This is a genomic window from ANME-2 cluster archaeon, assembly GCA_014237145.1.
Taxonomy (GTDB): domain Archaea; phylum Halobacteriota; class Methanosarcinia; order Methanosarcinales; family Methanocomedenaceae; genus Methanocomedens_A.
This window is the reverse complement of sequence record JAAXOC010000031.1, coordinates 19,311-29,491: the sequence shown is the minus strand read 5'-3', so window position 1 is coordinate 29,491 and position 10,181 is coordinate 19,311. Positions and strand designations below refer to the sequence as shown.

Annotated in this window: 12 protein-coding genes; 3 read left to right on the top strand and 9 right to left on the bottom strand. The window is 40.2% G+C overall.

What is annotated here, in order from left to right:
- Positions 1-11: 11 nt before the first annotated feature.
- The 4 genes from HF974_03985 to HF974_03970 form a co-directional block, all read right to left on the bottom strand.
- On the bottom strand, positions 12-377 hold the full coding sequence (locus HF974_03985) for a PIN domain-containing protein (GenBank protein ID MBC2697498.1): 366 nt from the start codon (positions 375-377) through the stop codon (positions 12-14).
- 36 nt (positions 378-413) lie between these two features.
- Positions 414-635 carry an AbrB/MazE/SpoVT family DNA-binding domain-containing protein gene (locus HF974_03980; protein MBC2697497.1) on the bottom strand — a complete coding sequence of 74 codons (222 nt, stop codon included), beginning with the start codon at positions 633-635 and terminating at the stop codon, positions 414-416.
- Positions 636-1,066: 431 nt separating this feature from the next.
- The gene (locus tag HF974_03975; protein ID MBC2697496.1) at positions 1,067-1,771 is read right to left on the bottom strand and encodes a DNA alkylation repair protein; all 705 of its coding nucleotides are present in this window, start codon (positions 1,769-1,771) and stop codon (positions 1,067-1,069) included.
- A 132-nt stretch (positions 1,772-1,903) separates the two neighbouring features.
- Positions 1,904-3,310 carry an ATP-binding protein gene (locus tag HF974_03970; GenBank protein MBC2697495.1) on the bottom strand — a complete coding sequence of 469 codons (1,407 nt, stop codon included), beginning with the start codon at positions 3,308-3,310 and terminating at the stop codon, positions 1,904-1,906.
- A 306-nt stretch (positions 3,311-3,616) separates the two neighbouring features.
- Between HF974_03970 and HF974_03965 the strand changes: the two genes are divergently transcribed.
- Together HF974_03965 and HF974_03960 are read left to right on the top strand one after the other, a co-directional pair.
- Positions 3,617-5,050: an alpha/beta fold hydrolase gene (locus HF974_03965; GenBank protein ID MBC2697494.1), complete on the top strand. Its 1,434-nt coding sequence runs from the start codon at positions 3,617-3,619 to the stop codon at positions 5,048-5,050.
- A gap of 29 nt (positions 5,051-5,079) precedes the next feature.
- On the top strand, positions 5,080-5,448 hold the full coding sequence (locus HF974_03960) for a hypothetical protein (protein ID MBC2697493.1): 369 nt from the start codon (positions 5,080-5,082) through the stop codon (positions 5,446-5,448).
- 198 nt (positions 5,449-5,646) lie between these two features.
- Here HF974_03960 and HF974_03955 read toward each other — a convergent pair whose 3' ends face one another.
- The 5 genes from HF974_03955 to HF974_03935 all read right to left on the bottom strand — a co-directional run bounded on the left by HF974_03955 (position 5,647) and on the right by HF974_03935 (position 9,268).
- A complete protein-coding gene (locus tag HF974_03955) occupies positions 5,647-6,597 on the bottom strand; it encodes a tyrosine--tRNA ligase (GenBank protein ID MBC2697492.1) in 951 nt (316 codons plus the stop codon).
- Positions 6,598-6,677: 80 nt separating this feature from the next.
- Entirely contained in the window at positions 6,678-7,049 is a 372-nt protein-coding gene (locus HF974_03950; protein ID MBC2697491.1) for a response regulator, read from the bottom strand.
- Between the two features lie 92 nt (positions 7,050-7,141).
- Entirely contained in the window at positions 7,142-7,465 is a 324-nt protein-coding gene (locus tag HF974_03945) for a hypothetical protein (GenBank protein ID MBC2697490.1), read from the bottom strand.
- Positions 7,466-7,772: 307 nt separating this feature from the next.
- A complete protein-coding gene (locus tag HF974_03940; protein ID MBC2697489.1) occupies positions 7,773-8,369 on the bottom strand; it encodes a DUF447 family protein in 597 nt (198 codons plus the stop codon).
- A complete protein-coding gene (locus HF974_03935) occupies positions 8,366-9,268 on the bottom strand; it encodes a fumarate hydratase (GenBank protein MBC2697488.1) in 903 nt (300 codons plus the stop codon). The genes HF974_03940 and HF974_03935 overlap by 4 nt, the downstream gene beginning before the upstream one ends.
- A 428-nt stretch (positions 9,269-9,696) precedes the next feature.
- Here HF974_03935 and HF974_03930 point away from each other — a divergent pair, with 428 nt between their 5' ends.
- Complete coding sequence (locus HF974_03930; GenBank protein ID MBC2697487.1) at positions 9,697-10,179, top strand: hypothetical protein; 483 nt, start codon at positions 9,697-9,699, stop codon at positions 10,177-10,179.
- Positions 10,180-10,181 lie beyond the last annotated feature (2 nt).

The window sequence follows — 10,181 nt, the reverse complement described above, 5'->3', positions numbered from 1 at the left end:
CAATTCTGCAATTAAGAATCCAGCTTATGGATTCGATTTAGATTATCCACTTTGTCAAAATCAGAATCAAATGACACAATCTCGCTAATCTTCATATTATTCATAATTACGATCGAACTGGCATCTGCAAGAGGGAGTGTTCCATCATACTTAAGGAAAACATCCAAACTCTCGATAAGCAGATCTTTGTCAATGTGGACGACCCTGCATGAATCCTCAAAATAATTATACAAATTGTAGGCAACTTTTCCGCCACTTCGATTGCTAATCTCAGTTAGGACTTCCGAGATAATAAAACTCGACACAACGATGTCTTTCTTCTCAAAATAGTTGGATAGTTCGAGGGCTTTTTGATGCCACTGGTCTCTCTTATCCATTATGGCAATATAGTAAGACGAATCAATAAAGATCACTTATACACCGCGCTGGATCTTCTTTTTTGCGGATCGTGCATCACCGCCTTCCTCGATCAAACCCACAATGTCCTTAAATTCCACTTTTTTGCGCGGCTTTACTTTGATTTCGTGATTTCCAAGAGTCCATTCTAAAATATCACCTGGGTTGATGCCAAGTGATTTTCTAATATCTGCTGGAATAACGGTTGAATATCCACTTGAGATTTTGGTTTCACTAATCATGTGTAATCACTAAGTGATATTTGGGTGTTAAGTATATATATATATATATATATTATATTTATTTATTGTCCGAATCCCAATCTCCTATGGAAAAATGAGTGGACGCAAAATAAGTTGAAAATTCATGTGTCATCGGTTAGGAGTAATATTGTAATGGAACACGGATTGCAAGGATGACACGGATAATAAATAAATCCGTGTCATCCGTGTTCGATTTAAATTAAATTATAGAATCGTATGAAATCATTGGTCTTTTGGAAAATCAATACATACCGACTATGTCAAACTCCTTAATCGATGACCAATGTTTAAAAATTAGAATCCCAATCAGACTAAACGCTCATGCCGTTGACACCCCAAACCTCCTGCAATAAAACAGGAGGATTTTAATATATAGTGTGGGTCAATTTTCAATGGGAATTTTTAGGCTATCTACTCATATAGAATTTTCGTTTATCTTTATCAAATTTCTCGATAGCATATCTTAGCATAGTCCTTGGCATTTCTTTGAAGTGTTTTTGCAGGAATTCTTCTTCTGTTTTGAGATCCCTTTTGCCAATTTCTCTTAACATCCAACCGACTGCTTTGTGGATCAGGTCATGTTTGTCGAATAATAGAATCTCTGAGATCTTTATAGCATCATCAAATCTGTTATTTTTTATGAATGTAAATGTTGAGAGCATTGCTGTTCTTCGCTCCCACTGGTTGTCTGATCTTGCCAATTTGTATAATATTGATTTGTCTTTGTCCATTAGAAAATTACCCAAAATATGTGGTGCTGAGCTATCAACAAGATCCCAATTGTTTACATATTTTATATTACTCAGATAAAAATCAACGATTTCTTTTTTTCCATTAGAATCTTCTTTGTTGTACTTAAGAACAAGAATGAACAAAGAGATCAATCTATATTCATGGATATTATTTTTCATCAACAGGCCGATATCATCCAGTGGGACACCAGAATGCTGTTTTGCAATCTTACGCAGTTCAGGAACTTTGATTCCAAGAAATATATCACCTTCGCCATATTCACCTTTTCCTGTCTTGAAAAATTTAGATAAAATAGTTGCCCTTTCGGGGTCTTGCAATTTTTGAAGGTCTTCTGTTATATTTTCCCGTTCTTTGGACATGTAAGCTGAATATATTTCTTAAGTATAAATATGTTTTTTAACGTGTAGTAAAGTACATACTTTCCTGAAGGCTTGGAAAATGCGAGCGAAGTGAGCAATTTCTTTGTGTGGGATGACAGGCCCTTTCAATGATTATTTGTCAGGAACTGTTTTTTCTTCCAGGAGATCACCCAGTTCCCATACATGAAAACCATCGCTTTTTATCCTTTTCCTGCCCTGTACTCTTCGGGCAGCGACCCCCACAATAACTTCCATTTCGGAACTTCCTTTGATATATCCAGCCTTGTCAGCTGTGGATTTAAGTATCTTCGTTGCAGAATCTTCGCTAAGTTCCATATTCTTGATCTCAATGAGCAATAACTTATTTTCTTCATAATTGATTCCAACAAGATCAATCTTATTTCCTCTTCTGTCCCACCATGGACCGATTTTCGGATATTGTGCTATAAGTTCCTCAACAAGTAATTCCCTGTAAACATCTTCAAATGCCCAGCCTGCAAAACTTTTCCACTCCTGCAAAACCGTCTTCATCAAAGCCGTATAATTTCCTGCCATGTACTGGCTCAGCATGGGATAAATGAAGTACCCATAGAACCTGGAGAAGTTGTCCTTGAGGAAATATCTTCCACGCTTGCTTTTTTTCGGTACATCTGTGACCGGTATCCGATGTTCAACAATTCCCAGAAGATCAATGAGGTCGTAAAAGTACGGTGCCAGTGAATTTGCAGACACGTGGCTCATACCCGATATCTCACTTAGAGAACATCGGCCCCTGGCGATAGCAGATATGATCTCATAGTAGGTGGCATGCTCCCTGCCAAATTCTTCTATCAGGATTTCACGTACTTCATTTCCAAGTGGTGCAAACTCATTAAAGATGAGTTTTTCAAGTGCGTCTGCAAAACCGGTGCATCGATATTTATCAAACAACCTGTAATAGTATACTGTGCCCCCGAAAAGTAGATATAGATCAAGTTTTTCATTCGTGTCTTTTATGCCAATATCCCCAAGCATTTCAAAGACCTCGCGGATGGTGAATGGTTTTAGGGTCAAGATATTGTCGGCACGTTTAAAAAGTGGGGCACCTTCTTCAATGAATATTTTCTTTATCAAACCTATCGATGAACCTGAAATTATCATGAACAGCCGACAATCGTCTGATCTCAGGTCCCAGTATTTTTGAAGTTGTGTGATAAAAGATGGGTGTATCTTCAAGAATCTCTGGAATTCATCGATGGCTACCACAACATCTTCTTCATAAGTGGTTAAAAATTCAAGGAACGTTTCTGTTTCATCCACCTGAAAATAATCCGGGAGTCCAAGACCGTCTTTTAACAGATGGTTAAACTCGGTCATTAAAATCTCAATACTTTTATTGCTGTCAACAAAAAAATAAAGCGACTTCCTGTCCTTCATGAACTGTTTTATCAGTTCAGTTTTTCCTACTCTTCTTTTACCTGTTAATACCAACAACGATGGTCTACTTCCATAAAGCAGGTCCAAAAGCTCAAGTTCACGTTGCCGGTTGTAGAATTTCATTATCATTATGTATGGAATCATTATATTTATAATTGTTTATTGGTATATTAAGTTACACTTGATAGACACAATACTAAAATCCAGTTATTTCCATAGATATATTAGATACAGATGTAACTGTAAATTCCCACCCAAAATTGACCCATTTGACATACTATAAAAATAAGATACGTAACGATGTCAACGATGTCAACGACGGTCAAGAATTCCCGAATTGCACATTGGGAGGGCGCACACCAGAGTCATTTTATCATTATCAAATAGTTTAAATAAAATACCCATAATTAATTGAGTAGAGGAATTATTATGAAACAAATTACTGTGATCTTCGTGATTATATTGAGTGTGTTTGGTCTTGGTTGTACCTCACAGAATGATAGTGTTTCTGATCAGGATGATGGGGGTACAGTACTTACAGATCAACAAGATATTCAAGGCATATGGCAGGGAGTCCTGGAGGTTTCCGGCACAAAACTTCGAATTGTGTTCAATATTTCAGCAGGGCAAAACAGTGCATTAACCGCAACTATAAATAGCCCTGACCAGGGAGTCACCGGCATACCTGTAGACAAGGTTACTTTTCAAAATGATAAGTTAAATCTTGAGGTACAATCCATCCGGGGCGTTTATAATGGCATGTTCAGTGAGGATGATCAAACCATTAATGGAAATTGGGAACAGTCCGGACAATCATTTCCATTAATACTACAACGCACTGATAAAGCACCTGTTCTCAATCGGCCGCAGGAACCGGAGAGACCGTATCCATACGAAGACGAAGAAGTCATTTATAAAAATGAGACTACGGGAATTGAACTCGCCGGGACATTGACTTTGCCAACATCAGAAGGCCCATTCCCTGCAGTGCTGCTGATCACTGGTTCTGGTGCCCAGGATCGTAATGAAACGATATTAGGTCATAGCCCATTCCTTGTACTGTCTGATTACCTGACACGTCGTGGGATCGCGGTCCTAAGAGTGGATGATCGTGGAATAGGGGGATCAAGCGGTAATGTATCCCAGGCTACAAGCGAGGATTTTGCAGGTGATGTGCTCACTGGCGTTGAGTATCTTAAAGGTCGTGAGGAGATCAACTCAGGTAAGATCGGTCTCATCGGTCATAGTGAAGGAGGGATAATTGCCCCAATGGCAGCTGTTCGATCAGAAGATGTTGCTTTTATTGTGATGATAGGAGGACCAGGCGTAACAGGAGAAGAGATCCTGTATCTGCAATCAGAACTTATGCTCATATCAGAAGGAGTAAGCGATGATGAAATCACCAGGAACCGTGAGATGCAATCACGCATATTCGATGTGGTAAAAAATGAGATAGACAATGCGGCTGCTGAAAAAAAGCTCAATGTGATTCTGGATGAAATTGAAATGCCTAAAGAAAATAAGCAGGCTGAAATAGAGAAATACTTATCGCCATGGTTTAGATATTTTTTGACCTATGACCCCAAACCAACCTTAATAAATGTACAATGCCCGGTACTTGCAATCATCGGTGAAAAAGACATGCAGGTTCCACCCAGGCAAAACCTGCCAGTTATTGAGGAAGCCTTACTGACCGGAGGCAATAAGGACTATACGGTGATGGAACTGCCAGATCTGAACCACCTGTTCCAGACCGCAACAACCGGATTCCCATCTGAGTATCAACAGATCGAAGAAACCATATCACCGACTGCGTTAGATGTGATTGGTGACTGGATATTGCAGCATACTGAGTACATTTAGATAAAATCCTCTACAATCTATAATCTGTTATGTCAAAAAGAGTAAAAAGGGTTCCATATACACTCGATCCAAAGGGTATAAGTACCCTTCCCATAGAGGAACTGACAGCAATCCTACGAGGTGCTGATAATCTGATCATGAGTGGGGGCCGGAACCTGCTTGTAAAAATATTAAAAGGTTCAAGACAGAAGAAGCTGCTTGAGTTAAAGCTTGACCGGAGTCCGGTCTATGGATATTATCATGACCTTTCACCGGAAGATATTCTTGCACGGGTCGATTGGGTTATTGTGAACGGGTATCTGGATATAAGATATGAATATCGTTTACCACTACTGGTATATACACCAAAAGGATGGGAAATTGAAAAAGTTACGTATTCTAATGAGATGTTCAGATGAATTGATGATATGTTAAAGGAGACTCACGCTAAGGATGAATAAGAAGGACGGAATAAATTCAGACTTTAGCAATTTGAAAGTTGCAAAAAGCAGGCTAAAACTATAGAAGTCATGAGCATTCCCTAATCCCTGCACCCCACGCTCATAAAGGCCGGCATGTGCCTTACATCACATTGAAAAGAATACTAATAACAAAAGTCACATCTTCTCACGCACAGGCTCAAGTATCCTGTTCATGTAATCCGCAGCACCTGCTTTTAGGTCCATAGGATGCAGTTCTTTCGATGCAAACTCAGCCTCCAGTTCCTCATATCCAGGGTAATGCAGGTCACCGCCATACTTCTCAGGCCGATGTATAGTGATCTCCTCAAACCTGGGCATGATATGATACTTAAACAGCGCCAGCACCGAGTTATCCACTATATCCCCTTCAGGGCAGAACGCCTTATTGACCTTCTTCTTTACCGCCTTTTCTGTATCATCCATGGAAATGAAATTATTTGACGAGGAGGACATTTTCTTGCCGTCCAGTCCCAGCAGGATAGGCGTATGTATGCAAATAGGCGCCTTATACCCCAGCCCGGGCAGCCCTTCCCTTGCCAGCATATGTATCTTACGCTGGTCAATACCGCCAACAGCCACGTCAACTCCAAGCATAGCAATGTCCACGGCCTGCATCAGGGGATACACCATCTGGGACACCCTTGGATTATCGGTACTACGACTGACCTCGTCCATACTGCGTTTGGCACGGTTCAGTGTCGTATCCCGGGCCAGTTTTAACACACTCAACATATAATCAGGTTCAAGCTGGTAATCAGAGCCATAAACAAAATTGGTCTTCCCTTCCTCAAGACCCAGTGCAATAAAACATTCCTTGTTAAAATCAGCAACCTTCTTTACTTCTTCCATGGTCCCCTTCTCGTTGAGATACGCATGAACATCTGCCAGCAGCACCGTCACCTTAAATCCGGCGTTCTGCAGGTCTATCAACTTATTAACGGTTAGGACATGACCCATGTGTATCTTACCGCTGGGTTCATAGCCCACATAGGCAGTAGGAGATTCCTTAGTCTCCAGTAACCGTTCCAGTTCTTCCTGTGTTACAATCTCTTCAGTATTCCGTTTAATGAGTGCCAGTCTGTCCATACCTGTTCAACCACCTGATAGATTCCTGAGAACACTATCCCAGGATTAATAAATATATCGACAGCAGACAAGTATATCTACTATTCTCCCAGCACCGCCCTTACTCTATCAACAAGTTCCCTGCGTCCGAAAGGTTTTGTAATATAATCGGCCACCTCCACCACATGCAGCCCGATCATCCTATCAATGGGCTGGGCCTTGGCAGTTAACATGATGATCGGTATGTCCTTTGTTTCTTTGTCCTCCAACAGCTTCGTGCGTACTGCCCATCCATCCATCAAGGGCATCATAATATCAAGAAGTACCATATCCGGTTTTTTGGTCTTGATCTTTTCAAGAGCTTCCGAACCACTATATGCTGCTGAAGTCTCATAACCTTCTGTTTCCAGGACAAGTTTTACCAGTTCGACCGTATCTGGTTCATCATCCACTATCATTATCATTTTAGTCATTTTGATTCCCACACAAAACACAGTTCAACTAATTTATATTAGTCTACATATATTATTCTACATATACAATTACATTCATATTATTTAAACATTTATGAGCTTGTATTAGGTTGCATAACAGGCAGTATGATGTGGAAGACACACCCCTTCCCAGGGATACTTCGTGCCCATATAGTCCTGTTATGCCATTCAACAATTATCCTGCCAGATAGTACTTTATCAAGTTGTGTAGTAGCTGTTTCTGCAGCTTCCAGCATAGTCGCGAACATGGCAGTAAATGTTTCGTCCATTATGCCACCAGGTATGTCAGAACTCATTAAAAGCCCATCACGGCTGACGATGGTGCATGCTTCAATGCCACCAGGATTTTTCAAATCAGTTACAAGTTCCTGCAATATGTTTGCAGTGTTTGTCATTTATTAACTCTTGCGTCTTTTCCAGTTTTAATTAGTATACTCTTTTTGCAAGGATTTTTTTGGTAATAGTGTGTAAAAATTTTCGTTTTAATAAATAGTATAATAGAGATTGTCGGAAAAGCCTAATTTTCGAATATTTTAGCTTTACTGTCTAAACTTGACCGGGCGCAGCATAGTGATTTAGTTTTAACAATATTTCTGGAAGTTTCAATTTAGGCGCTTTTTAGGTACTTTTCCGACAATCTCTAATAATCCATAAGAGTCTGTACAAAAGTTAATCAAATCGAATGAATGATTTATGTGAATCTCAACATTTAATTAACAGTAATCTATTTATTAGACTATATGCTTCTTTTTCACTGCGGCCCCCACACTTATTTATTAAAGCTTCATATGATTTTATCTTAGATAAAAAAGTTTCATCATTAAATACTTTATATCTTGTGGCATAGATCGCGGCCTCTATCACTGCATTAAATCCCCTGTTTATTGGCCTTATTCCCATACTTTTGATGTTACCTGTGATGAATTGTAATTCAGCAGTTGTTGCAATGTCCCCTTCTGTAATCCCAGCCTTAAATATTACCCATCCGTTAGAGGAGGCGAGCACTGGAAAATTGATACCGGTACCAGTTTCAATGAACTCGAACTTTTCCTTATCCAGGTCTTCAAGAGCCGATCGAACAAACACTATAGGGTCATCTACTATATTCACAGCCAGCAATCCCGTATCCTTAATATTTGTGCAGGTATGTGATTCGTTATAAATCCTGACTGTGAGCCTTCCATTGCGCCTGATAAGGCCTATAGGTGCAGCATTGGGCCGGTCATCAATGGACTTTGTAGTGACGATGACCTCATTGATACCTTCCATTATTCCGTAACTATCCAGTTCAATGCTCAAAACTTCAATCCCCCCATCAATGCAACAAAAAGACCTGCAATTATTATATCTGCGGTCGAACCTGGATTTATCCCTTCACTAAGAAGCTGCTCATCAAACTGCTCGATATCTGGCTTTGCAATTTCAAATCCAGAGCTATTGATGCGTTCAACAACATGCAGAGCTCTCCCGGATACCTCTTTAGCCAGTTCAAGGTCGAACTTGGTCCGGATAAAGGTGTCAGGATTCCCTGCCAGTATTTCAAGGAATGTCCGGACCAATGTATCATTGATACTCATAGACCTGTACTTTCCAAGGATGCTGTTTGCACACTTGAATGTAAGCTGAAATCCTGTGGTCCATTCCCTTGCAATCATGTCATAGGAGGAGGATATCTCCATCAGCTGGTATAATGTAGTCCCTCTTGACCTGATCTCATCAATCGATGCCAGGTCTGCAAGGTCCAGGTCATCCACGTCATTTATTCGAACACCTGCTTTTGAAAATGCCTTGTACAGTTCAACAGAGTCATCTGCTGATGTATCTTTTACCAATTCCACTACACATTGTTCAAGTTCAGGAAATATACCAGGCCCCCCGTTCATTTGTGTTCTGAGTTTGCCTGCTGCCATCACAAGTGGTATAAGCAGGATAAACGCCCCGAAGTGTGTGTTACCACCGCTTTGCCATTTTGCACTTTCGACTACTGCTTCATGAATATACTTCCCAATATCTTTATCATCAGCGGATGCTTTTTTCAGTACAGGATATACACTGACGGCAGATGCAAGGAAATGTTCGAAATGGGTGTCGGGATAGTTATGGTCCCTGTCCACGTTGCCGGGTTTTGGGGTAGCACATACTTCCAGTATCATAGCTAATTGAGCATATTGTGCGATCAGATGCGTATTGTGTGGCATGGTGGTGTGTTCCTGGATTTATAGTTCTTAGAGAACAATGTTAATATTTATGTTTAATTAATTTTGCCAGGTTTACACCGGGTGAAAAGTGCATATTCGTTTACAGTCAAATCACTAAAAGATATCCAGGATTATCCTCTCTAAAGAAAGCCCCTCCCGGGCAAAATAGAAGTGTGATGGTATCCATTTCAAAAAGTATGTGAAAATGCAAAATTAATATAGACATAGATTTCACTGATTTTCACAATAACTATTAATCTGTGTAATCAGTGAAATCTGTGTCTCAAAATTCCGAGCAATATAATCAATTACCATTTAATTTGAAAGGGATACGTGTGAGGTTTTTTTCATCATGTATCAAATTTCAGCGTCAAGATTAACAAATGCGTTTATAATTTCCTATATATCCATTAAACGTGGTGCAATGCATGACAGAATTCGAACGGCAGCTTGTAAGATCATTCAATACCTATTTCAAAGAAAACAGGATAAAAGGAATAGCATTCCGGCTCAAGCAGCACAGGTTCACCCATCAGTACCTGGACGTGATAGTTGACTCACTGCATCCTGATTACTACCTTGGTATCGAATGCAAGAGTATCTCCACCGACAAGGGAGCAAAAGCATTATATTTTACCCAGCATTTCACTACAGACAAACAAGGGTCACACCAGGTGGACAGGATGTCCGAATACCTCAGGCTATCGGGCAGGAAGGGATTTTTAGCAGTAGAACTGCGGCAGGGTGTGGGCAAAGGACGGGTTGCTTTCGCTATTCCCTGGAAGGTGGTGGCAGACAGGTTTGAAGCTGGCAAGAGCGGGTTCAAGGTAGAAGAGATAAGGAAATTTCCTGAAATAGAGCGTAACGGCTCCCTTTACTTAATTGAGACCCGCAAGTGGGTCGAAGAATAATT

What these genes read in the sequence shown, in the direction of transcription:
- HF974_03950 (MBC2697491.1), bottom strand. Translation starts at nt 7,049, where the DNA reads ATGACTAAAATGATAATGATAGTGGATGATGAACCAGATACGGTCGAA.
- HF974_03975 (MBC2697496.1), bottom strand. Translation starts at nt 1,771, where the DNA reads ATGTCCAAAGAACGGGAAAATATAACAGAAGACCTTCAAAAATTGCAA.
- HF974_03955 (MBC2697492.1), bottom strand. Translation starts at nt 6,597, where the DNA reads ATGGACAGACTGGCACTCATTAAACGGAATACTGAAGAGATTGTAACA.
- HF974_03985 (MBC2697498.1), bottom strand. Translation starts at nt 377, where the DNA reads ATGGATAAGAGAGACCAGTGGCATCAAAAAGCCCTCGAACTATCCAAC.
- HF974_03965 (MBC2697494.1), top strand. Translation starts at nt 3,617, where the DNA reads ATGAAACAAATTACTGTGATCTTCGTGATTATATTGAGTGTGTTTGGT.
- HF974_03945 (MBC2697490.1), bottom strand. Translation starts at nt 7,465, where the DNA reads ATGACAAACACTGCAAACATATTGCAGGAACTTGTAACTGATTTGAAA.
- HF974_03930 (MBC2697487.1), top strand. Translation starts at nt 9,697, where the DNA reads ATGACAGAATTCGAACGGCAGCTTGTAAGATCATTCAATACCTATTTC.
- HF974_03935 (MBC2697488.1), bottom strand. Translation starts at nt 9,268, where the DNA reads ATGCCACACAATACGCATCTGATCGCACAATATGCTCAATTAGCTATG.
- HF974_03970 (MBC2697495.1), bottom strand. Translation starts at nt 3,310, where the DNA reads ATGAAATTCTACAACCGGCAACGTGAACTTGAGCTTTTGGACCTGCTT.
- HF974_03960 (MBC2697493.1), top strand. Translation starts at nt 5,080, where the DNA reads ATGTCAAAAAGAGTAAAAAGGGTTCCATATACACTCGATCCAAAGGGT.